Annotated in this window: 16 protein-coding genes and 3 pseudogenes; 5 read left to right on the top strand and 14 right to left on the bottom strand. The window is 57.8% G+C overall.

From position 1 onward, the window contains the following. The first annotated feature begins 122 nt into the window (after positions 1 to 122). Positions 123 to 822, top strand: a pseudogene (locus ASB66_RS20955) (IS6 family transposase). Positions 823 to 954: 132 nt separating this feature from the next. Here ASB66_RS20955 and ASB66_RS20950 read toward each other — a convergent pair. Together ASB66_RS20950 and ASB66_RS20945 are read right to left on the bottom strand one after the other, a co-directional pair. Beyond that, positions 955 to 1,659, bottom strand: a complete 705-nt coding sequence (locus ASB66_RS20950; RefSeq protein ID WP_060717711.1) for an anti-sigma factor — start codon at positions 1,657 to 1,659, stop codon at positions 955 to 957. Further along, on the bottom strand, positions 1,656 to 2,201 hold the full coding sequence (locus ASB66_RS20945) for a sigma-70 family RNA polymerase sigma factor (protein ID WP_060717712.1): 546 nt from the start codon (positions 2,199 to 2,201) through the stop codon (positions 1,656 to 1,658). Before ASB66_RS20945 ends, ASB66_RS20950 begins: the two co-directional genes overlap by 4 nt. A gap of 204 nt (positions 2,202 to 2,405) precedes the next feature. Here ASB66_RS20945 and ASB66_RS20940 point away from each other — a divergent pair, with 204 nt between their 5' ends. Then, a complete protein-coding gene (locus ASB66_RS20940; RefSeq protein ID WP_060717713.1) occupies positions 2,406 to 3,194 on the top strand; it encodes a DUF4394 domain-containing protein in 789 nt (262 codons plus the stop codon). Positions 3,195 to 3,875: 681 nt separating this feature from the next. On the opposite strand, the gene ASB66_RS20930 is transcribed toward ASB66_RS20940, so the two are convergent. The 6 genes from ASB66_RS20930 to ASB66_RS20905 all read right to left on the bottom strand — a co-directional run bounded on the left by ASB66_RS20930 (position 3,876) and on the right by ASB66_RS20905 (position 11,990). Further along, the gene (locus ASB66_RS20930) at positions 3,876 to 5,522 is read right to left on the bottom strand and encodes a hydantoinase B/oxoprolinase family protein (protein WP_060717714.1); all 1,647 of its coding nucleotides are present in this window, start codon (positions 5,520 to 5,522) and stop codon (positions 3,876 to 3,878) included. Between the two features lie 4 nt (positions 5,523 to 5,526). Next, positions 5,527 to 7,596 carry a hydantoinase/oxoprolinase family protein gene (locus tag ASB66_RS20925; RefSeq protein WP_060717715.1) on the bottom strand — a complete coding sequence of 690 codons (2,070 nt, stop codon included), beginning with the start codon at positions 7,594 to 7,596 and terminating at the stop codon, positions 5,527 to 5,529. Positions 7,597 to 7,652: 56 nt separating this feature from the next. Then, positions 7,653 to 8,627 carry an ABC transporter permease gene (locus ASB66_RS20920; RefSeq protein WP_060717716.1) on the bottom strand — a complete coding sequence of 325 codons (975 nt, stop codon included), beginning with the start codon at positions 8,625 to 8,627 and terminating at the stop codon, positions 7,653 to 7,655. Continuing rightward, complete coding sequence (locus ASB66_RS20915; protein ID WP_060717717.1) at positions 8,624 to 10,159, bottom strand: sugar ABC transporter ATP-binding protein; 1,536 nt, start codon at positions 10,157 to 10,159, stop codon at positions 8,624 to 8,626. The genes ASB66_RS20920 and ASB66_RS20915 overlap by 4 nt, the downstream gene beginning before the upstream one ends. Before the next feature lie 72 nt (positions 10,160 to 10,231). Further along, positions 10,232 to 11,230: a sugar ABC transporter substrate-binding protein gene (locus ASB66_RS20910; RefSeq protein ID WP_158544229.1), complete on the bottom strand. Its 999-nt coding sequence runs from the start codon at positions 11,228 to 11,230 to the stop codon at positions 10,232 to 10,234. Between the two features lie 76 nt (positions 11,231 to 11,306). Then, positions 11,307 to 11,990 carry a hypothetical protein gene (locus ASB66_RS20905; RefSeq protein ID WP_234614206.1) on the bottom strand — a complete coding sequence of 228 codons (684 nt, stop codon included), beginning with the start codon at positions 11,988 to 11,990 and terminating at the stop codon, positions 11,307 to 11,309. Positions 11,991 to 12,096: 106 nt separating this feature from the next. On the opposite strand from ASB66_RS20905, the gene ASB66_RS20900 reads away from it, so the two are divergent. Continuing rightward, positions 12,097 to 13,425: an ArgE/DapE family deacylase gene (locus ASB66_RS20900; RefSeq protein ID WP_060717719.1), complete on the top strand. Its 1,329-nt coding sequence runs from the start codon at positions 12,097 to 12,099 to the stop codon at positions 13,423 to 13,425. Between the two features lie 353 nt (positions 13,426 to 13,778). Further along, positions 13,779 to 14,549, top strand: coding sequence for a proline racemase family protein (locus tag ASB66_RS20890; protein WP_060717720.1), 771 nt, complete (start codon positions 13,779 to 13,781; stop codon positions 14,547 to 14,549). Between the two features lie 42 nt (positions 14,550 to 14,591). On the opposite strand, the gene ASB66_RS20885 is transcribed toward ASB66_RS20890, so the two are convergent. From ASB66_RS20885 to ASB66_RS26815, 5 genes and pseudogenes are all read right to left on the bottom strand, one after another. Next, complete coding sequence (locus ASB66_RS20885; RefSeq protein WP_060717721.1) at positions 14,592 to 15,992, bottom strand: ABC transporter ATP-binding protein; 1,401 nt, start codon at positions 15,990 to 15,992, stop codon at positions 14,592 to 14,594. Next, positions 15,989 to 16,807, bottom strand: coding sequence for an ABC transporter permease (locus tag ASB66_RS20880; protein WP_060717722.1), 819 nt, complete (start codon positions 16,805 to 16,807; stop codon positions 15,989 to 15,991). Before ASB66_RS20880 ends, ASB66_RS20885 begins: the two co-directional genes overlap by 4 nt. Then, positions 16,804 to 17,739: an ABC transporter permease gene (locus tag ASB66_RS20875; RefSeq protein WP_060717723.1), complete on the bottom strand. Its 936-nt coding sequence runs from the start codon at positions 17,737 to 17,739 to the stop codon at positions 16,804 to 16,806. The genes ASB66_RS20880 and ASB66_RS20875 overlap by 4 nt, the downstream gene beginning before the upstream one ends. Next, a pseudogene (locus ASB66_RS26525) lies at positions 17,736 to 19,033 on the bottom strand (ABC transporter substrate-binding protein). The gene ASB66_RS20875 and the pseudogene ASB66_RS26525 overlap by 4 nt, the downstream one beginning before the upstream one ends. Positions 19,034 to 19,380: 347 nt before the next feature. After that, positions 19,381 to 19,514: pseudogene (locus tag ASB66_RS26815) on the bottom strand (IS6 family transposase); the annotation flags it as partial. Between the two features lie 107 nt (positions 19,515 to 19,621). On the opposite strand from ASB66_RS26815, the gene ASB66_RS27025 reads away from it, so the two are divergent. Beyond that, a complete protein-coding gene (locus tag ASB66_RS27025; RefSeq protein WP_188352320.1) occupies positions 19,622 to 20,437 on the top strand; it encodes a hypothetical protein in 816 nt (271 codons plus the stop codon). 96 nt (positions 20,438 to 20,533) lie between these two features. Here the strand turns inward: ASB66_RS27025 and ASB66_RS20850 are convergent, their stop codons facing one another. After that, a complete protein-coding gene (locus ASB66_RS20850) occupies positions 20,534 to 22,123 on the bottom strand; it encodes an AfsR/SARP family transcriptional regulator (protein ID WP_060717725.1) in 1,590 nt (529 codons plus the stop codon). Positions 22,124 to 22,136: the final 13 nt, after the last annotated feature.

The raw sequence follows: 22,136 nt of genomic DNA, 5'->3' as shown, positions 1-22,136 counted from the left end.
GAGTGCCGCTTTGATCTGCCTGCCGTCGTGCGCGGCATGCTGGACGCACAGCGCCATCCATGACTACTCGAAGGGCATCGTCAACTTAACGGAATGTGGAATTCGATGTGGGATGACGGGCCATGACAGACCGTGATCCACTATATCGCCGCCATGGCTTTCCCGCTGAAATCATTGCCCACGCCGTGTGGCTCTATTTCCGCTTCCCTCTCAGCCTGCGAATGCTCGAGGACTTGCTGGCTGCCCGTGGGATCGTGGTCTCGCATCAAACGGTCCGGCTGTGGGCGGAGAACTTCGGGCGGACCTTCGCCAACGATATCCGTCGTCGCTCATCCGGTCGGCTTGGGGCCAAATGGCACCTCGATGAGGCCGTTGTTTCAATCCGAGGCGAGAAGCACTGGCCGTGGCGCGCCGTATCAGGACGGCTTTGTTCTGGAAGGTGCTGGTGCAAAGCCGCCGCAATGCCAAGGCGGCCAAACGCCTGACGCGTAGGCTCTTAAAGAGCCAGGGCCGAGCGCGGCGGGTGATGATCACCGATAAGCTTCGATCCTACGGCGCCGCAAAGCGGGAGATCATGCCGGGTGTCGAGCATCACTCACACAAGGGTTTGAACAACCGGGCGGAGAATTCCCACCAGCCCGTCCGGCGGCGAGAGCGGATCATGAAGCGCTTCAAGTCACAGCGACATCTACAACGCTTTATCTCCATCCATGACCCGATCCCAACCTATTTCAAATCTCGCGCCACGACATCCCCTCCAGCCATCATCGCGAATTGCGCGTAGCGGCGATGGACCTGTGGGCGAAAATCGGCCGGGCATGACTAACAAACTCGGCCGGCGTGATGGTCTGTACTCGTGGCCGTTAAGTTTACGATGCTTCACGCCATTTGATAGATGATTTAATTAGTCTTCGGCGAACCGGTCATTTGCTCAGTTGCCTATGTCCTGGAGCGTCACCGCGGTATACGGGCAAATCCCTTGGCAAGTATCGGTCCGGTGGGACGGCCTGTCGGCGAACCGCCTGCCTGCTCAAGCGTCAACTCATAAAGCTGATCGTTGCGCGGCTTCGGCAGCGTCGGCCCATGCAGGCGGGCGGAGCGCACGCCTTCCAGCAGGCCGAGAGGGACCGGCCCGACATCGCGAGACGGCAGGGTCCAAACTTGGATCGTCTTGTCACGCGGAACGACGAAATCCGTCAGAAGCCGCACGGAGGCCTCGTCGTTGCCGAAATCCTCGACAACCGCCTGAACCTCTCCTGCCTCGTTGACAAGGACGGCGACGACGAGTGGCTCCATCGTTCTGGTCAGGCTGTAGACGAGGCCGACGGTAAGCAGCAACGAGGCGGCAAGCGACGTGAGTGCAGCCAACTTCCAGCGGCGAGAGCCATTATCGTTTGCGATGTGTGTGTTTGATTTGGCGCGACGGTTGTCCTGACCCGACAGGGAGGCCTCGATACGATTCCAGAGATCCTCGCTGACGGGTTGCGGAGCCATGCTCGTGTCGAGCGGCAGGAAACGATCTCGACTTGCGGCAATGGCAGCCTTGAGTTCAGGATCACCTTCCATGGCATCCTCGATTTCTTCCGCCTGTGTTGGCTCGAGCAACCCCAGCACATATTCGTCGGCGAGATGCGCTATGTCTTTGCGGTCGTAGCTCATGCCATGCACTCCCGCAGCGCCAGAAGCCCGCGCCTGATCCACGACTTGGTGGTGCCAAGCGGAATGCGCAGCCTGCCTGCAATTTCGCCATGGGAATAACCGCCAACATAGGCCATGAGAATCCCCTGCCGCTTCGTATCTTCCAGCGAACCGAGACAGTCATAGAGACGGGAATTGCGATCCAGACGGTGCCATGCCGCCATGATTTCATCCGTCTGCTGATCGTCCTGAAGCGTTTCAACCTCCTCGACGGAGTGTTCCCGCTTGCCATCACGCAATAGGTTGATGGCCCGGTTTCGAACGATGGCATAGATCCAGCCGCGCGCCGAGCCGCTATCGGAGCGGTACTGATGTGCATGCGTCCATATACGTATGAAAGAGTCCTGCACGACCTCTTCAGCAAGCTCGCGACGTCTGACGATGCGCTGGGCAACCGCGATGAGCTTACCCGCCTCCTGATCAAAGATGTGTCGCAATGCCAGGCGGTCGCCCTTTGCGCAGCCATTAAGCGCCTCATCGAGATTAATCGGCCTGGAGCCCATCACTGTCAAAACTATCTCCTTAGATCAGTGCGCAAACCGCCTGCGTCTTGCAAACTATACCCGCCGCGACAGCTGAATAGATGCAGTCACCAAAAATATTTTCGAGCGCTGCATCCAAACGCATCTTCTGTTGTGTCTTCAAGATGGAAGGTCGTGAGCCATACGGCGGAACCTTCTTCGATTTTGAACGCACGGGAGAAAAACATGCAGACCATTCGTTTTGCTTTAGCAGCATCCATATCCGTCATTGCCACGGCAACATCCGCCTTTGCGGCACCCGTTCTGGCATTAAGCGGCGACAAGACGCTCGTCATGTTCGATACGGAAAAGCCTTCCGTGACAAAGACGATGGATGTTACCGGCGTCGATAAGCTCGTCGGCATCGATTACCGTCCCGGAAACAAGACCGTAATCGGATTGACGCCCGACCACCGCATCGTCAGCATCAACCTGGAGACGGGCGCTGCAAGCGAAGTGGCGAAGATGGACAAGATGCTGACCATGACGGATGCGCCTGTCGTGGTCGATTTCAACCCGATGGCAGACCGCCTGCGTTTCATGACCGGCACCACCAACCACCGCGTTCACCCCGATACGGGGGCAGTGACGGTTGACGGCGTACTCGCTTTCGAAGAGGGCGATATGCATAAGGGCGAGACCCCGAATATTGTAGCCGCCGCCTATACCAATTCCATCGGCAAGCCGGAAAAGACTGCAATGTACGATATCGACGCCACAATCGGAGCGTTGATCCAGCAGACAAAGCCGAATGACGGCACATTGAAAGCCATCGGCAAGCTTGGCCTGAAAGACAAGCCTGCGACCTATGCCTTCGACATTCAGGGAATGGAGGGCGGCAAGAACGCGGCCTATCTGGTGGCAAGCAAGATGCTTTACACCGTCAATCTTGAAACGGGCGCCGCGACCGAAGTCGGCGCGATCTCCGGTCTGGAAAATGAGGTGCGGGACATCGCAGTCCTGCCGGCGACCTGATACTCAAGAGAAAGGCAGGCGATGAGCCTGCCTTTCTTGTCTACGTTCCAAGGGGCTGAAGATCGGCCTATTCCCGATGCAATTGCATTGTTCTCAGCCTCTGATTGTGTCGTGATGTAAGCCGTTCGCTGATGCTACACTTATAGTAGCGTTCAGATAGTAGCGTTCAGGTTGATATCATTCTTACGAGGAACGACAATGTCGTTAATTCACCGGATGGGCGTTCGTTCGCGTATGGTGATCTTGATCTCAGCAGCCACCCTTCCATTCTTAGCTCTCATCGCCGTTGGCATACTCTGATCCCCATCTCCCGCTGGCCCAAAACCGGGCTGCACGTCACACTCAAAGACAAGGTCGCCGCTGCATTGGCAGTCGCCGAGAGAATGAACATAGACCTCGCTCGTGAGGTTATGGGCAAGCTTCAGTATAGATTAGGGTAGGCGGGCATTTCGAAAACTGCCCAAGCAAAGACAATCTCGCTTTTGAAAGCGGCGTGCGAATACAAGCCAGTGATATCCGCCGCACCTTCCTCTCCGTCCCCGCGCTATTTTCTCAGCAACCGCGAGACCTCAGCTATACCGCCGTTCGGTTAACCGTCCCTTCGGTGCGGATCACTGCGCGTTCGTCAGCGAAACCAAGTGAGGGCGGAATCGGCGAGAGCGGCGGACCTTGTTGCCAAGCTTAACGATGGACGGCCTGTGCTCTTTCTTCCGTTAGATATCCGTTCTTGATGTCTTCGGCGACGGCCTCGGGCGCGCGCAGTTTTGGGTCGCCAAAGCCGCCGCCATTGCCGGTTACGACACGGATGACATCGCCGGTGTTGACAACGACATTGGTCGCAAAGGACAGGCGTTCGCGGGTGCCGTCCGTCCGTCGAACTTCCACATAATTGACCGACCCGTCGAGCCCGCCCGCCACGCCCCATGGAGGGATGCGGGTGCGGGTGTAGCCCACTGACAGGAAATTGTTGTCGGCCAGCACGCGGTAATGGACGTCGATCCCCTTGCCGCCGCGCCACTGGCCCTCACCGCCGGGCTCCGCGTTCAGCATGGCCTGGTCCACCGACAGGCCATAACGGGCTTCGGCGATCTCGGCCGGGCAATTGAAGGTCTCGCCGTGAAATCCGGAAAATTGGCCGCTGTTCCCGTCGCAACCCTCCCAGGCACCCCAGCCGCCGACCTGTGGCTCGACGATCGTGTAATGACGTCCGGTGACGGGATGCGGTCCGCCCACGACTGTACCGCAGATGGAAGCGAAATTACCGGCAGGGACGACGCCGGGAAAGTGCGAGGAGAGCGCCCGCAACAGCATATCGAAAAGGCGTATCTCGACCTCGGAATAATAGCCGAGCGCCCCCGGTGCCTCGACATGGAAGATCGTGCCCGGCTTCGTGATCACCTTAAGTGGTTGGAAGAAGCCGCCATTGCCGGGCGCTTCCGGGTCCGTGAAGGATTTGAAGGCGAGCTGGACAGCAATTTCGGTGCCTTCGCGGCTGGAGTTGGACGAACCCTTCTGTGCGGGATTGTCGCGCAGATCGACGATGAATTCCTCATCGGTGATGGTGAGGACAACCTTATGGATTGCGCCAGTATCCTGCTCTTCCTCGAATGTGTAGGTGCCTGCTGGGATGCGCTTGAGGGCAGCGCGCGCGCGGCGCGCGCCGAATGCCATGAAGTCGGCCACGGCAGCCTCGAATGTGGCCGCGCCGTATTTCACGACCAACTCCAGAATGCGCCGCTCGCCAATCCGCAATCCAGCAATGCCGGCCCAGAGATCACCACGCAGAAAGTCCGGCAGCCGCGTATTGACATAGAGAATGTCGAAAACCGCCTGGTTCGCACGTCCGTCTTCGAACAGCTTCACAGCAGGAATGCGGATCCCCTCCTGGAAGATTTCAGTCGCATCCGATGACATGGAGCCCGGAACGTTGCCGCCCACATCGTTCCAGTGGGCGATGTTGGCAACCCAGGCGATCAGCTTGCCGTCGTGGAAGACCGGGGCGGCAAGAACCATGTCGTTGAGGTGGGTGACGCCGCCGAAATACGGGTCGTTGGAGGCGAAAAGATCACCCGGCCGGATATCTTCCGGCTTAAATTTCTTGAAGATGCCGGCAATCGCCTTGTCGAGCACGCCAATGAAGGCGGGAATGCCGGCGCCCGACGCGGCGATCTGACCATCCTTGTCGAGGACAGAGGTGGACAGGTCGAGGACCTCGTAAATGATGGCGCTCATTGAGGTTTTGCGCTGAGCAACGAACATCTCGTCGGCCACCGCTTCCAGTGCGTTCTGGATGATGTCGAAAGTAACGGGATCGTGGGGCTCGGTCATCAGATCAACTCCGGATGGTGATGTGCGTGTTGCCGTAATCATCGATCAGGACGATATTGTCTGGGTGAACGACGATGGTGGTGCCGGGATCCTCGATGATTGCCGGTCCGGCGAACTGCATTCCCGGCTCGAGCTTTCTCGCGTCATAGATCACGGCTTCGTGGACACCCTCCGTTGCGTAGTCCACGCTGCGTCGACCCTTGATGGCCTGCTCGACCGAGGCTCCGGTTCGTGGCAAGGGAACAAGCTCCAGCTTGCCGATTTCGCTCGACGCGATCAGATGCAGGCCGATGATTTCGACGTCGGCATCCAACCGGTAGGTGTATTCTCGCTCGTAGATCTCGTGGAAATCCGCCACCATGCGGGCGGTCTCTTCCGCGCCTATCGGCCCGGAAATGACGGGAACTTCGACGGCAAATTCCTGGTTGCGGTAGCGGCAGCGGATCAGCGGGCGCATCGTCACCTTCGCCGCCTCGACCCCCTCATGCACAAACTCCGAAACCGCAAGCGCCATCGTTTGCGAGACCAGATCGTCGAGTGCTGCGTGATCCGTTTGGTCTAGCAGGCGGGTGACGAAATAATCCCGGCGTAGATCCGACATCATCATGCCCCAGGCAGAAAAGACCGCAGCTCCGCGTGGGATCACCACCTTCTTGACATTCAGTTCCTGGCCGAGCGACACGGCATGCATGGCGCCGCCGCCGCCGAACGCGACCAGAGTGAAGTCGCGCGGATCGTAACCGCGATTGACGGAAACCAACTTGAGCGCATTGACCATGTTGGAATTCGCGATGCGGACAATGCCGCGCGCAGCCTCGCTGGGGGAGACGCCGAGTTGCCCGGCAAGTGCTTCCAGTGCTGTATCGAGCGCTGCCATGTCGGCGATGACAGAGCCGCCGCAGAAATAGTCGTGATTGATGCGGCCAAGTGCCAGATTGGCATCCGTCGTTGTGACGTTCGTTCCACCCCTGCCATAAGCGGCAGGACCGGGCGATGCGCCAGCAGACTGCGGACCGACATGAAGCTTGTTGAAATCGTCCACCCAAGCGATCGATCCGCCGCCATTGCCGATTTCCACCAGATCGACCACCGGCACCATGATGGGATAACCGGCCGATGTTTTGTTGCGCTCGATCCAGTAGTCGGTCTTGATCCGCACCTGACCATTCTCGATTAACGAGCATTTGGCGGTGGTGCCGCCGATGTCTAGCGCCAGCACGTTGGGTTCGTCGATAATCCGGCCAAGTTCGGCAGCACCCCAGAAGCCGGAGGCAGGACCGCTTTCGACCATGGTGATCGGCACGGCCTTTACGGCATCGACAGAATCCACGCCGCAATTGGACTGCATGATGAACAGGTTGCCGCGATATCCCTTGTCCCTCAGGCCAGTTTCCAGCTTTTCGAGATAGCGCTGTGCCTTTGGCTGTACATAGGCCGAAAGCACCGTGGTGTTGGAACGCTCGTATTCGCGCCACTCACGGGTGATCTGGTGGGAGGCGACGGCAGCAATCTCCGGCCAGCGTTCGCGGATCGCTTGTAGAACGGCGCTTTCATGCGCGGGGTTGGCATAGGAATGCAGAAGGCAGATGGCGATTGCCTCTACCTTCTCAGCCTTGAATCCGGCAAGGATGGTGTCGAGGAGAGAAAGGTCGAGCGGTATGGTTTCCCGGCCCTGATAGTCCATCCGCCCAGGCAGTTCCTGCCGCAGGTGGCGCGGCACGAAAGGTGCCGGCTTGCGGTACATCAGGTTGAAGAAGTCGGGCCGGTTGCCACGTCCGATTTCCAGCGTATCCCGGAAACCCTTCGTGGTGATCAACCCCACCTTTGCGCCTTTCCGCTCCGTCAACGCGTTGATGATAACAGTGGTGCCGTGGGCAAATAAATCGACGCTGGCGATGTCGACCCCGGCCTTATCCAGCACGTTGAGCACGCCTTTTTCAAAGTCCGGAGGGGTCGTGTCCGATTTTTCCGTGCGTACGGTCTGTACGCCGCTTACGCGATCGGTTTCGAAATAAACCAGATCCGTAAAAGTGCCGCCGACATCGGTGGAGACACGGATAGTTTTGTCCGTCATGTGTGGTGTTCCCTAAAGACGATGCGAACCTGCCGGTGTCGCCGGGTTGGCAAGTTTCAGCGCCGCGAATTCGATGCGGCGAGCGCGACCGCGATCACGATGATCACTCCCGTTGTCAGGTCCTTGAAGAAAGGATTGACGTTGAGAATGTTGAAGCCATTGCCGATGAGCGCCATTAGGAGCACGCCGGCGATCGATCGCCAGATTGCGCCCGCGCCGCCCGTGATTGCCGTGCCACCGAGAATGACGGCGGCGATTGCTTCCAGTTCAAGACCGGCGCCCGCCTGCGGTTCGGCCATGGAGAGGCGCGACACAGTAATCACACCGGCAAGCCCTGCAGCGCCACCACTGAGCGTGAAGGTGATTATCTTGACCAGATTGGTTCTGATGCCGGAGAGGATGGCCGCCTCTTCATTGCCGCCGACAGCGAAGACCTTGCGGCCGAAGGTCGTGCGGTTGAGCAGCACCACCATCATGATCATGAAAACGATGACGACAATAACCGCCACGTTGACCATGCCGATGCGCCCGCGTCCGAGCCAGGAAAAGGCTTCGATCCGCACAGGAATGAGCGAGCCGCCGGTGATCAGGATCGCGATACCGCGATAAACGAGACTGGTTGCGAGGGTAACGAGGAAGGAATGTACGTTGAAGGTGGTGATGATCAATCCGTTGACAGCGCCGAGAGCCAGGCCGATCAACGGGCCCGCAAGGATGGCGACATAGGGATCGACCTGGGTTGCGATCCAACCGGACGAGACAGCGGCCACGCCAAAGATGGCACCGGTCGACAGGTCGAATCCGCCGCCAATAATGACCAGTGTCAATGCGCAGGCGATAATCATCAGCGGTGCGCTTTGATTGACGATATTGAGCAGGTTGCGCACCGTCAGAAAACTGTCCGAGACCAGGCTGAGCCCGATCAGCAAAGCCGCAATGATGACGAGAACGCCGTATTCGCGGGCAAAGGCGCCTGCGTTGAAAGGTCTGCCTTCAGTTTTTGCAGATCCGGCTGTCGGTGATTTGTTCATGGAACCTTAAACTCCTCGGATGGCATGTTTCGGCTCTGGATTTCGAAGATGCGCTTGAGGGCCCTCTCGACCGTCAGGGTACGGCAATCTTCCTCGCCGAAAATGCGGCCCTCGCTCATGAGGTAGCCGCGATGCGAAAGATTGATGACTTCTTCGAGTTCGGACGAGATCAGTACGACGCCCACTCCGGTTGCAGCCATTTCGAGAATAAAGGCGTGAATGCGCTGGCGTGCGCCGATGTCGACGCCGCGGCTCGGCTCGTCCAGAATAAGAAGCCTTGGTTTGGCAACGGCCCATTTGGCCAGAAGCACTTTCTGCTGGTTGCCACCGGAATAATAGGCGACGTCCCCGTCGATCTTTTCCGGTACGATACCGAAATGCCGGATCATGCCAGCCGTGCGGTTGCACTCCTGGCGCCTCTTCAGAAAACCGAAGCGACTGATCCGGTCCAGTGTCGCAAGGCTGATGTTGGGCCGGGTGGTCTGGGTCAGAACAAGGCCCTGCTTTCGACGATCCTCGGGAACGAGGGCGATGCCCTGTGCCACTGCCGAGGGAATATCGAGCCGATTCTGTCGCTGCCCCTGGATGAAATAGTCGCCCTGCGTAATGGTGTCTGCACCGAACAGCGCGCGGGCCACCTCCGTGCGGCCGGAGCCGACAAGGCCGATCAGTCCGACGATCTCACCCGGCCTGACCGTCAACGAGATATCGTGCAGACCGGTGTGGGTTGAGACCTCACGCATTTCCGCGACCGGGGCGATCTCGCGCGAAGGTGCGGCGGGCAGGGGTGGCCAGACGATTTCGAGAGCCCGCCCGAGCATGCTGTCGACAAGGCTCTCCTTGCTTTCGTCGGCGATGTTCGTTGTGCGCACCACATGACCGTCGCGCATTATGGTGACACGATCGCAATTGGCAATGATATGGTCGAGAAAATGGCTGACATAGATGATCGTTACGCCCTGGCTTTTCAGTCGGCGGATGAGAAGATGCAGGCGTTCTGCCTCGTCCTCCGTCAGCGACGAGGTTGGTTCGTCCATGATGATGACGCGGGCGTCGCGGGCGATTGCCCGCATGATCTCGACCTTCTGCCGTTCGGCGATCCTGAGGTCCGCCACCTTCGCATCCGGGCCGAGCCCGAAGTCACAGGTGATTTCGAGTGCCGCAAAGCGGTCTCGATCACCGCGTGTGAGAAAGCCTGCCTTGTTTGTCTCCCGGCCGAGGAAGACGTTTTGCAGCACGGTCAGTTCCGGCACCAGCTGAAGTTCCTGGTGGATCATGGCAATGCCGCGCAGAAGCGCTTCGCGCGGGGAATAGCGGGTCATCTGCTCGCCAAAGACGATGATCTCGCCTTCGTCAGCGGAATAGTATCCACCGACGATTTTACCCACACTGGATTTGCCTGCGCCATTTTCACCGACCAGCGCGTGGACCTTGCCCGCCTCGAAATCGATGCCGATGTCGTGGAGAATGCGTGTGCCGCCGAAACTCTTCGCAACGCCATGGATACGAACGGCGATGTCGCCTTTGGTCATAGAGCGTGGTCTCCGGATGTATCGAGATGCGTCGCCCGCACCTGGAGTAGCGTCGATGTCATGGGGCGATAATCAGCCCTGCCATTCAGCCGTAAAATCTGGATGAGCATCGAGCCAGGCCTTATCGACGATCTGCGGGATATCTCGCAGTTTGGATTCGTCAGTCCAGACAGGTACGGTGCCGCCCTTCAGCGAAGTGACGACGGATTCAAGCGCCGCGGAACCCATGGAGACCGGGAAGTTGGCAAGCGACGCCTTGAAGGTGCCGTTGCGGATCTTATCGACGGTGATCTGGTTCAGCCCGCCGCCGATGAGATAGACGGATGAGGGATCAATACCGGCATCTTCTAACGCGATCTCGACGCCTAGCAGATGCTGGTCGGCATTGGACAGCACGGCGTCGATCTTCGGATTGGCCTGCAGGATATCTTGCATAGCCTTGAGAGACGTGTCGGGGCTGTAATTGCCTTCGCCGGTCGCCACGATTTTGATGTTGTCATGCTTGGCGAGAACGGTCTTGAACGTCTCGTAGCGTAGATTGTCGAATTGATAGATCAACTGTCCGATCATGATGACGACGTTGCAGGGGCGCTTGCCCTCGCAGGATTTTACCACCGCCTCTGCCTGTGCGGAGGCACCGATCGACGGGTCGGACGCGACTGTCGTCGTCAGTCCCTTGACCTGAGGCTGCATGTTCTTGAGGTCTGGACCGATGGGGAAGAGGGTGGTTGCGACCTTGATGCCGGCAGCCGTCGCGTCCTCAAGCGCGGTGGCGATGCCGACCGTATCGTTCGGCGCGATGATGATCGCGTCGAAGCGCTTTCCGGCGGTCAGGTCTTCGACCTGGCTAAACTGCGTCGGGGCGGAGAATTCACCATCGAATATCTCGGTGGTGACATTTCCCGCCGCCTTGGCCGCCTTTTCAATGCCAGCATAGATGGCCTGATTGAAGCCGTTCTGGCTAGAGGCCGCCAGAAAGGCGATCTTCAAAGGTTTGTCCTGGGCGGTGGTCGCAAACGGCGTGAGGCAGGTGCCAAGCAGAAGGGCGGCGGCAAGCATTCGGTATTTCATGGGCTTAGGTTCCTTGTTCTCTGGATGTTGGACCTGCGGCCTTTCCGGCTCTTCAGGTTGATCTGAGGGACGGAGTCTACCCTTCCGTTGCCGGATGGGCGGTGCCGTCGAAGTCTGGGCTGAACGAGGCGTTCTCAACACGGCTCTGAGAGAGCAGAAGGAAGCAGAGCGTGACGATCGGTTGCCAGAGAAGCGCGCGCCCGACGCGCTCGACATCGTAGTGGCCCTTCTTTGCCAGGAGGTTCACCGAGCCGATGACGACATCGCTCGCGACTGCCGGAATATTCAGATTGGACTCGAAGCCAACGTCGCGGATTTTCTCCCAGTCGAAAAAGACCTCTGCAATTTCCTCAATGGTCGTGGATGAAAAGTGCTTCCGTCCGACCAGAACGGTCTCGAAATAGAGGTTGCGGTCGAGACGTTTAAAATTGCCTGTCGGATAGGCTTCGACATTCTCGGAAAAGACGCGGCGTGATCGCATGTTGGCGACGTCGTAGATCGAGGCCGTGAGGAGACCGCAGCCAACGTCGCGGTGGATGCCATCTCGAAGATAGCTGAAAAGTGAAGCAGCAGCGTCGGGCCCGGCTGCCCGTCTCCAAACCTCTTCGACATCGTACGGGTGTCTCATCAGTGAACTCTCTCCGTCCAGTCGAGCCAGTCTTGGTTCGTCGATCTCGTAAGAACGATCATCGCAATGCGATTTCGGCATCTGGCGTCCTATATCAAAAAAGCTATCACCCAAGATTTCATCTGTCGACAAATAATATTTTCATTGTGGTTGTTCGCTTCGAGTGTCTGTGAGAGGTTCTGGTTGACGATCACGCTTGGGAATGGGTGCATGTCAATGCGTCCAAGAAGGAGTTTCAATGCCATCGAATGAAACTGCAAAATCAGATCTGCCTTTGGATCTGGCCACACTTTCAGAAGCGCTTGATGACGTGATCGAGGCGGGGTTCCAGATGCAGGTACAATGGCTGGGCCAGCTCGTCTCTTTCAGCTCGGTTCGTGGCAACGAGGCGCCGTGCCAGGATTGGCTGGCATCGGAGTTCCAGGCGCGGGGCTGGCTGGTTGATCAGTTCGCGATTGCCGACGTGCCGATTGCGGGAAAGCCTGGCGCTTCGCCGGCAGTGAATGTGGACTATGCGAAGGCCATGCAGGTCGTTGCCTCGCTTCCAGATCCTGATCCCGCCCGTCGCAGCCTTATTTTGCAAGGACACATCGACGTCGTGCCGCCAGGCGCGCCAGAATTGTGGGATCGTGATCCATTCCAGCCAAAGGTCGAAAATGGCTTCATGTGGGGACGCGGCACCAACGATATGAAAGCCGGTGTCTGCGAGATGGTCTTCGCGCTCGATGCTCTCCGCGCGCTTGGCTATGTCCCGGCCGGACAAGTCTTCGTCGAGACGGTCAGTGAAGAGGAGTGCACCGGTAATGGCGCCCTTGCGACGCTCGAGCGTGGCTACCGGGCGGACGCCTGCCTTATCCCGGAATCGCTCGATCATCGCCTGCTGCGGGCCGAGCTCGGATCCGTCTGGTTTCGAGCCCGGATCCTCGGACGACCCGGCCATGTCCTGAGCGCCTCGCGCACCTCGAACGCGATTCTCGCCGCATTCGAATATGTCGCCGACCTCGAGGAACTGACAAAAACGATCAACGAGGAGGCAAAACAGCATCCCTGGTTCGGTCACATTGAAAGCCCGGTCAAGTTCAGTCTCGGCAAGATTCAGGGAGGAGACTGGCTTGGCTCCGTACCCTCTTGGTGTGAGATTGAGTGCCGGCTGTCGGTCCTGCCGGACCATCCGCTGCCAATGGTCAGGCAACGTGTTCTGGATTGCATCTCAGCCTGTGCGAAACGCCTGTCCGCTGAAAAAATTCCAGACGTCACCTGGATTGGATTCCAGGCAGACGGCCACGTCTTCGAACCGGGTTCGGAGGCGGAAGCCGTCCTTTCCAGGTGCCATCGCTACGTCATGGGAACGGAATTGGAAACGTTCAGCCAGACCGCAACGAGCGACACACGGCAGTACGACTTGTACTATGGCATTCCGACGCTCTGCTACGGCGGTAGAGGTTTCGACAGCCATTCTCCTCGGGAACGGACAGATCTTGATAGCGTGAAATCCATGACAAAAATCATCGCAATTTTTATTGCAGATTGGTGTGGACTAAGGCAGATTTCGATGGCGTCCGGTTGATCGTTTGAACACCCAGCGATTGTCGGTGTCTTGGTTTTGCCCGGACACGGACCATTTTGCGAAAATATAGGTTAATTGGCGGTTTCGATCTCGCCCCGTTCCACCGCAAGGGCCTTGGTGCAGAGATCTCCGGTGATCTGCTCTCTGGCGCCAGGTTTTGGCTCCTGGATGTATCTGATGCCTCATAAGCTTAATTATGGTTGTTTCGGCGGAAGATCCTCAACCAGAAATGTCAGCGCTGGACAAGAGCGGGCTGCGGTTCAGATCTTTTAAGGTCAGCCGATCAATGGACTTATGACATTCGAGCAAACCCAAAGGATGGTGGCAGGCTCGCTGGAGGTGCTGACCAGCGCATGTCCCATCATGCTGTCGAAATAGCAGTTGTCGCCGGCATTGAGGACGGTGGGAGCGTAGAGATCGGCGATGTGATAGTCGGTGGCGTCTCACCCCCGCCGGGTGATACGCTTTGGGAGCAGTCGCGCTTTATTGCCAGCGACGACACCTTGCGAAACTTTGTGTTGAATGTGGCCTCTTTTGCAACACGGATCGCCGCCGCGCTGGAAGTCGAGGGGCTCGGCACCATGACGGTCGATACCGCCTATGGCGGAGACAGTTTCGTGATTGTCGATGCGGTCGGCCTCGGCTTCTCGCTGAAGCCCGACGAGGCGAGGGAGTTGGCGGAACTCGGTATGAGGATCACCGCCGCCGCCAATGAACAACTCGGGTTCGTGCATCCGTGTAATGCGGATTGGAACCATATCTCCTTTTGCCAGATGACGACGCCAGCCACGCGCGAAAACGGCATCCTGACTGGCAAGAGCGCCGTTGCGATCCGTCCCGGCAAGATCGATCGCTCCCCAACGGGAACAGGCTGTTCTGCCCGACTTGCCGTCATGCATGCGCGGGGAGAAATCGGAATTGGTGAGACCTATATCGGGCGCTCGATCATTGATTCCGAATTCAAGTGCCACATCGACTCGCTGACAGAGATTGGTGGGCTTAGCGCCATTCGCCCCGTCATTTCCGGCCGCGCCTGGATAACGGGAGTGTCCCAGTTGATGCTCGACCCAACCGATCCATGGCCTTCGGGCTACCGGCTTTCGGATACCTGGCCAGCATTTTGAACGAGGAGAGGGGATCATCGCATCGGCATGCCGTAGCCCGGCTTACGACGAAATCACCAAGCTCCGGTCGCAGGCATGTCCTATGAGGGCAGCATCGTGGCTGACAATGAGTACGGCGCAATTCTGTTCCCGTGCCAGTTCGCTAAGCAGTTCAATGGTTTCCTGTTGAGTGATGAGATCGAGCCTTGATGTTGGTTCGTCGGCGAAGAGGAAGACGGGATCAAGGAGCAATGCCCGCAGTAGGGCGAAACGTTGCAATTCGCCGCCGGAGACTTCGTCTGGTCGGCGTCCGAGCAAGGTCTGCGACAAGTGCAGTCGCTCCATCAGCGGCGTGATCCGTGTCGGGTCCAATCGGTGCAGACGGATAAGATCGTCCAGATTCGTGCCGATGCGGATCTTGGCTGGAAATGCGGAGGGCGGGTCCTGGTAGATCTTCTGATAGCGCGTCCGGGCGACAACCGCCGGGCGGTTAACGGAACCCCGGTCCGGCTTCAGCAGTCCAAGTAGAATGTCACCGAGCGTACTCTTACCCGAGCCACTGGGACCCGTGACGCCGACAATCTCACCCTCACCTATGTCCACATCAAGCCCCTCAAACAGGTGTTTTCCACCACGGCTCTTGGCGATGGAGCGGGCGGTCAGGATGGGGTCGCCCTTGATTGCGGATCGGCTGGCATTCCTCTGCCAACGGCCAGGATCGGCCGCGATCAGCCGGCGTGTATAATCATGTTCCGGGTGGGCCAAAATGGTCGCGGCCTCTCCCTGCTCAACGATGCGTCCATTGACCATGATGGCTAGGTCACCGCCCATTTGCCGTGCGAGCGCAAGATCGTGCGTGATGGTGAGGACCGAGCCGCCTGCCTCGATTTCTTTCATTAACAGTGCGATGACGTCGTCGCGGCGGGAGACATCGAGCCCTTTTGTCGGTTCGTCCGCAACCACAATCCGGGCGCCCCCTGCGCGGGCTGCGGCAAAAGCCACCCGCTGCGCCATGCCGCCGGACAGTTTGCCCGGCAGCTTTTTCTCAGCATCGACCACGCCGAGCGCTGCCAGGTCGATACGAGCCGCCGCGAGAGAGGCTGTCGCCGTCATGCCGCCAACAAACCGATGACCCTCGGCAATCTGCCGGTCAGCATACATGGTTGGGTCGAGCGCCAACCACGGTTCTTGCGGCAGAATGCTGACTTTTCGCCCCCAAAGTGCGCGATGCCCCGAGGGGTTGGCGAGGTCAAGGGCAATGCCATCTATTATCGCTTTGCCCTTCGCGGTCAGCCCGTCCGGCAGGATGCCCATGATGGCTTGTGCGAGCAGGCTCTTGCCCGATCCGGTTTCGCCAAGAATGGTAAAAGCGCGGCCGGCATGAAGCGTGAAGCTGACCGGCTCTACCAAGACGCCGGTTGAGGTAAAAACCGTCGCATGGGTCACATCGAGTAAAACGGTCATGGCTTGTTCTTTGCCCCGATGAGCTGCAACGCGAGAACGATCAGAAAGATCGTTGCGATTGGCTGGAGAATGGCGTGGGGGGCTTCTTCGTAATAGGGAAGAAGCTCGATCATCATGGCGCCGAGCTCGGGTGTCGGAGGACGAACACCGACACTGACGAAACCGAGTGCAGCAATAGCCATCATGGCAGATGCGGCCCCATAGGCCCCCACAGTCAGCAGCACGGGCGCGATCTCCGGCCATAAATGCCTGCGCAGAATATAAATTGGGCCGAAACCGAGAAGCCTTGAGGCTTCGACGGCTGGCGAGGCAAGCAACGGTTTTGTCAGGGCGCGGGTGATCCGGAAGTATTCGACCCAAAGCACAAGCGAAATACCAAGATAAAGCATGGCGGCGCTATCGGGGACGATAGCGGTCAGCATCAGGACCAGGAGTAGTCCGGGCAGTGCCAGAAAGGCTTCCGAGACCGCACCGATCGCCCTGTCGACAAAGCCGCCGCTCCAGGCGGCGGCGGCACCCAGAAGAGCGCCGGGGATCATCGCGGTCAGGACCGACAGTCCTGCCAAGCCGAGGGATAACCGCAGCGCAGCCGAAAGGCGCGCGTGCATCGAGCGGCCCAGATGATCGTATCCGAACCAGTTACTCACAGTCGGCCCCTGCAACGAGAGGCGTAATGATTGTTTCAGTGGATCCTCACCTCCGATCAGCAAAGGGAGGAAGGCGAATACCAGCAGGCCTGCGAGGATCGCAAGTCCCGCCAGCCGACGCGGTGGCCAACGCGCCTCAGTTGGCGCTGTATAATCGAAAGCCGTCATGTCCTGCGTCTCCGAGGGTCAATGATGTGGCACATGAGGTCGATGCCCGCGTTGAGGATTACGAAGAACAGACCCATGATAAGAGCCGTGCCCTGAATCATCGGCACGTCTCGCCCGAAAATGGCATGGACCAGTGCATGGCCGATTCCCGGCCAAGCGAACAGCGTCTCGACCACGACCACGCCTTCAACGAGGTAGACGAACTGGACGCCGAGATAGGTGACGATCGGCACAGCGACGTTGCGCAAACCGTGATGACGAAAGACCTGCCATTCCGAAAGGCCCTTGGTGCGTCCAAACGCATAATAGGCGGATTGGGACACGGAAAGCATGGCGTCTCTGGCCACGCGATTGGAGACCGCCGCAAGACCAAGCGCCAGCGTAAGGGCTGGCAAGACAAGGTGGCCACCGTGTTCGTGCCCAGCAGTCGGCAGCAGATTGAGGGTGAGACCGAAAACGATAATCAGCATCAGACCGACGACGAATTGCGGCAGTGCGCGCAGTGTGGTCGACAGCAGCAGCAATGCACGATCAAGCAGACTGCCGGGTCGCAGACCCGCCAGAACGCCAAGCGGCGGGCCGATGACAAGCGATAGCAGAATGGCGACAAGCGCCAATTCAAGCGTATGGCCGAACTGGACACGAATGGCTTGCGCCACCGGCTCACCGGTCACCAGAGATGTGCCGAGATCGAAACGCAGCAGGTCCAGCAACCATTGCCCGAGAGCAGCAAGCGATGGTTGGCCGATGTTCAGCTCCGCAGCAACTTTGGCCGCCGCGGCGCTGTCGACGATATCGTAGCCATAGCGGCCAGCCGCGATCCGGTAGGCAAGGTCTCCGGGCAGCGACCGTGCCATGACAAACGTCAGGATACCGACCATAAGCGCGACCAGAGCTGCCTGGATGAGACGGCTGACGATAGCTCTGATCATTTTGCCCACCGCATATTCTGAAGGCCAAAACTGCGCTCAAAGGGATCGATGGTAGCCCCCTCCAGCTTCGGTGATACTGCAATCGTCTGCTGATACCAGGCAATCGGAATCACGGGCAAATCGCTTTGGATGGCAGCGACGGCTCTGTGACGCAGGGTTTCGGCTGCTGCCGGATCCGTGACACGGGTCAGCTCGTCAAGGGCCTTGTTGAAATCCGCATTGGTCCAGTTCATGGCACCCCAATCGCCACCCTTGGGACCATAGTCAGAAAGCATCGTGCCAATGGGATCGGGAACCAGGGCAAAATTGCGCGCCATCAGCGCCAGTTCCAGCGTGCCGTCCTGATGCTTGGCTGGGATTTCGCTCGAATTGGCCGAATTGATCGTCAATGCGACGCCGATTTCCTTGAACTGGTCCTGAAGGACGGCGGCTATCAGCGGTAACTCGGGGCGATCCGGATAGGTGGTCAGCGTCAGAGCGAAGCGCTTGCCGTCCTTCTGAAGAATGCCATCTGATCCGGCTTTCCAGCCGAGTTCTGTAAGAAGGGACTTGGCCTTGTCTGGATCATAGGTGAGGGGGGCAAGCGACTTGTCGTACCAGATTCCGACGCTCGGTGGGAAAAGCTGGGTTGCTGCGGCCGGATAGCGCAGGATGGCCACCGCCAGCCCTTCGCGATCGATGGCAAGGCTCAGCGCCTCGCGCGCTTTGATATCTTCAAGTGAGGCCAGACCAGCGTTCACCTTCAACAGCACGCTGCGCGGGATCGAGGTCGAGAGCAGCTTGACCTTGTCGCTCTTGGACAGACGCGTGCGGCTGGCCGGATCAAGGTTGAAGACGTAGTCGGCATCGCCGCTTTCGGCCATCAAAGCGCGGGTTTCTCCGCGGCTTACCGTGAGATAGGTTGCTTTCTCAATGGCAGGCTTGCGGCCCCAATAGCCGTCAAAGCGTTCGACGGCGAGACTTTGCGGTGCTTCGATACCTGTGAGCTTGAAGGGGCCGGTGCCGATAATTGCCTTGACGGTGTTGCCCTCATAGGCAGACGGCGCAAGTATCTGCGCCCGGCTTTCAGCGAGGAAAGCCAGAAGCGGGGCAAACGGCCGGGCTTGCCCCGCGCAACGTTCAACGCTCTGGCGACATCTTTCGCAGCAAGCACTGACCCATCATGAAAGGAGACACCCTGCTGGAGCGTGAAACGCACCGAAGTGCCATCTGGTGAAACGATCCAGCTTTTCGCGAGTGCCGGTACCGGGTTACCATCCTTGTCGGATTCCACCAGTGTCTCGACAATGCCCATACGCAGGAAGATATCGCCCGATTTGGCTGGATCCAATCCGGTGATCTCGAAGGGAGCGACGACGTCCACTGTCGTGTCGTTCGCGCCAGCAACCGCCGAGCCGGAAAAGAGCAGCATTACAGATACTGCGAGCATGGATGTCTTGAGCATAGGCATCTCCCTTATGTTATATCGTTACGCTATTAGCCATACTCGTTTTCGTTGTCGAGACCTTGATGGATATTCACTTGTCCAGTTCTGCGGTTGCAATGGGCGGCTGTGGAAAACCCTGAGAGTGATGCTGCTTTGCGTCGACCTGTCTCACATCGCTTTACGCGCCTTTGAAGGCGCAATTCCGGGGGTGTCACGCCGCTGGTGATGGCAACCTCATCAAGCTCCAGATATCACCGAGTTTGCCAGCAGATCGCGTCTGGAGATCATTGGCAAAGTGTCTGACGAATGTCTCAGCCCAAAGCCACACAGTTTGATGAGAGATGATGACGCGCTGCCCGCCAGAACGGACTGCGCAATCACCACAAAATCGGACATAATGAAATCGCCACCGCGGTAAGTGAAGTTTCGCACAGACGCTGAATATGAAAAATGCTTATGGAATCGATGCAACACATCCCCCTTTTACATAAATGTCCACAGCGCTGTGAAAGAATATCAAGAACCCGACATGCGCAAGATTGCCTTCAGAGTCACACCGCTTTCACTGTCTTGAACCGCCTGATTGATGTCGGCAAGCGGGTAGAACTTGACCAATTTATCAAACCGGAAACGTCCCTGCCGGTGCAGTTCCACCAGTTGAGGGATAAAGACCTGAGGTACGCTGTCGCCTTCTACAATGCTCCGAATGCTGCGTCCTTTAAGCAAAAGATTGTTGACATCAAACTCCGCATTGCCGAAATTTACGAGGAAAAACTGGCCCAGGTGCGAACTTTTCTGGAAGCCGGATCGGAGAAAGTCCAGGCTAATGGCTGGCAGGCGCAATTGGCAACCCTGATCCGCGAGACATGGGTTTATCAACTTTCCATCGGGCTGGACCGCACCATTGTTGATGCGGCTTATTATTATGAGACCCTGTTTCCCATTGCCCAACAGCATGCAAGGCTGGTTGCGTCGAACTATGCACGGCTGTTGCATCGTCTTGGCTCAACATGGCCGCAGGAACAGCTTTTTGAGCTCGGCATTAGTCTTTACACCCTCGTCAATGCCAATTGGAGTTATTGGCGATTGACAGGTACGAATGATCAAATTGCGATTGAGCGACAGATTGTGTTGACGATCACACTGATCGCGCCGACGCTGACTGGGTCGGAAAGACCTCGTGGCACTGCGTTGGAAGATCGCGCCGACGCGACGTCGCAATGGAACACCTTGCAGGGATCAGAGTCAGGTGGAGATAACCCGACTGCATAATTCCTTAAATCGGATTGAAAACGCGGACGTCAATCTTTGCCGCCAGCCGCTGCACCGGCGATAACGCTATCTCTGCTGCGGTGAGGGCTGCGATGACTAGCTGGCAATGGCTTCGATCAGCCGAAGCCTTCGCATGGTGGTGACCGGATAATCGTTGTCGAGAAAGCGGCTCGGCACGAAGTCAGGCTCGAACTGCTGCAATCGGGAGATGGCACGTTCCATTTGTTTGATCATGTTCATTTGTTTATACAGCGCGACCAAATACCTTAGAGGTGCTCGAAATGCGGGACGCAGAATAAGCGCAGCTTCTGCGTGACCTATGGCTGTTGCATATTCGCCCAACGCGGCGGCGGACATACAGCAAAAGAATTCGACAAAGGCCCTGTGCTCGCCTCCGCCTGTTAATGCAAGTGCGCTTAAAGCCGATCCTCGGCTATCCCTGAGCTTGTCGAGAACCAGTTCTGTATTGGATAAAATCGCCAAGTTGACTGCGTTCGACGGATCGAGGCTGACAGCGCGTTCAGCAAGCCGTAACGAACCACGGCTTGAACCGCCTCCAAGATATTCGAGATGGGCCCCGATGCCCAGAATACTGGCGCTGCCGACGTCCTGGCGCAATGCTTCCTGAACCAAATCTGCCGATGTGACCTTGTCGTCCAGGAATGTGCTGCTGCAGTGCTGGAATTGAGCCATGTTACGCAGGAATGCTCGCCATGCCAGATATTGCGGCCGCGGATCGCGATCATAGGCATAGCGCAAATTTACGTCTGCATCTCTTAAACTTTGCCGATCAAATCGGAAGATCAAGGCCCGCGCATGATTGGCGAGCATGGCTCCAGAATGTGAGATTCCAAGCTGATCCTTCCGCTCCCGCAACGTCGAAAGAATGGCTTGGACAAGAATCCCGGATTCGTGATGTAGCAAGTCAGTGTGTGATGCCGATATTTGAGTGGTTCGCGACCAATAGAGCTGTCCAGTCCCTGCATGGCTGATGGCAAAAACCACATGGCTGTCTGGACCCAAAGTTACGGTCCGCACTGCGACACTGATGCCTTTGACAGGCAAGGGAGGGAGCGTGCCAGTGATGGCAGTGTGACGGGGAAAGATTTCAAAATCGTCTAAATCATGGAGCGACGCCGTGGTCAGCGTCATCAGCCGACTTGATGTCAATTCACTCGCAAGCTGGTTATCGGATAGGAATTGGAAAAAAATTGCGGGTTTGGGGGAGGTATGACTGCGTAGGACATGGGGCGGACTGATCCGCGCCTTGTCTGCAAGAGACGCTCGTAAGTTCCGAATCCAGTCTGCGAACTCAGTGTCACGAATGTCGAGGTCGGCAAATGCGTCCTGCTCATTCGTCCAGTTACCGGAGGTGGGCATGAGCTGGTATTTTATCTTAAAGCGGGTTGGATCGAGTGCCACCTTTTCCCGATCCGCTTGCAATACGGTGTGATAGGGGCCAAACGCCCGTCGTATGTCGACGAGCGTCTGGCGAAGGCTATCCGATCTTCTCTTGGAATCCCGATCGCTCCAAAGTTTGTCCCGCAGCCAGATCCGGTTGCACGAATAGCCTTTTGACATGGCAAGTAATGCCAATATACCGCGTGCCTTTGATCCTCTCGGGCTGCGGTCACACCCATGAGAGTCGACAATCAGAAAGCGGCCAAAGATGTTTAACGACAACATGCGCAGCTCCTGA

Source organism: Gillisella vitis (assembly GCF_001541345.2).
Taxonomy (GTDB): Bacteria; Pseudomonadota; Alphaproteobacteria; order Rhizobiales; family Rhizobiaceae; genus Allorhizobium; species Allorhizobium vitis.
Note: the sequence above shows the minus strand (reverse complement) of the source record. Positions and strands in the feature narration are given on the sequence as shown.